The sequence below is a fragment of the Blautia intestinalis genome (assembly GCF_014297355.1).
Classification (GTDB): Bacteria; Bacillota; Clostridia; order Lachnospirales; family Lachnospiraceae; genus Blautia_A; species Blautia_A intestinalis.
On the sequence record NZ_JACOQE010000036.1, the window covers coordinates 1 to 1,053 of the forward strand.

Annotated in this window: 2 protein-coding genes; both read right to left on the reverse strand. The window is 44.4% G+C overall.

Going from position 1 to position 1,053, the window contains the following annotated elements; all coding sequences use genetic code 11:
- Window positions 1-136: 136 nt before the first annotated feature.
- The gene (locus H8Z79_RS16640; protein ID WP_055247530.1) at window positions 137-451 is read right to left on the reverse strand and encodes a hypothetical protein; all 315 of its coding nucleotides are present in this window, start codon (window positions 449-451) and stop codon (window positions 137-139) included.
- A gap of 146 nt (window positions 452-597) precedes the next feature.
- Entirely contained in the window at window positions 598-828 is a 231-nt protein-coding gene (locus H8Z79_RS16645) for a helix-turn-helix domain-containing protein (RefSeq protein ID WP_002578307.1), read from the reverse strand.
- Window positions 829-1,053 lie beyond the last annotated feature (225 nt).

A 1,053-nucleotide genomic window follows, 5' to 3' on the forward strand; every position in this document is an offset into this window, starting at 1 on the left:
CGGAACGAGCCCGGCAAGCGTAAGCGCAGACCGGTTGCCACCTGTGGCAAACTTATACGGACGACCTCTGGTTGTCCATAAGTGCGCCCTTCATGAAAAAGCAATGAAGGGAATGGAAACTCCACTCCCTCCGGCATTACACTTCCTCCGTATTTGCAACTGGCTCTTTCTGCATTGCCTTTGAGAAGAATTTCCCATTTGCTTCCTGCCTTTTTAAGAAGCCGACCAGCTTTGGAATATCCTCTTCCTCAATCGCACATCCAAGCACGGATTCCACCGCACCGCCAATCTGGCAGAGCCTGTGTGTCCGTTTTTTGGTTTCCACATCTTTCTGACGTTTCTTCAGTTCCCGTTTCTGTGCTGCGTACTGTTTCGCCTTCTCAAGGCTTTCCTGTTCTCTTTTTTCCAACTGGAGCATACGCTCCTCATAACTCTTTGTTGATCTTGCCATAAATATCATCGTCCTTTCTTTTTTCTACCAAACATAAGTTTCCTGTTGTCTGTCAGACGAAGTACATGGTATAATCTGCTTGCGTGTAGGTATATCATGGCTCCGGTCTGATAGAACCTTTGGCGGTTTCTTCGGGAACCGCCTTTTTAAGTGGAACCGTTTCTTGTGACGGCTTTCACATTTCCCTTATCCCTCAAGTCCCTGCCCTCGTTGGCTTCCATAAAAAGTTCCAGCATATCTGTTTTGATCAGGACTTTTCTCCCAACCTTCAATACCGGAAGTTTCTTCCACTCTACCAACTTTCGCAGGGTGTTCCTGCCAATTCCCGTATAATCAGCAGCTTCCTCAATAGATAAGGCGATCTTTCTTTGCGTCATATGACCACCTCCTTATTGATTGCATTATGCAATTTAATTTGTGCTGTCAGTATAGCGTGTTTATATTTCTTTGTCAAGCATTATGAAATTTTATTCTTTTTCTATTAATTGCATATTGCAATATATTTTGTTGCGTGGTATAGTAATGACATACCGAAAAAGGAGGCACATCAGCATGAAAGATAAAGAACTACGCAAGCTGATCGGCAGCAGGGCAAAACAGCG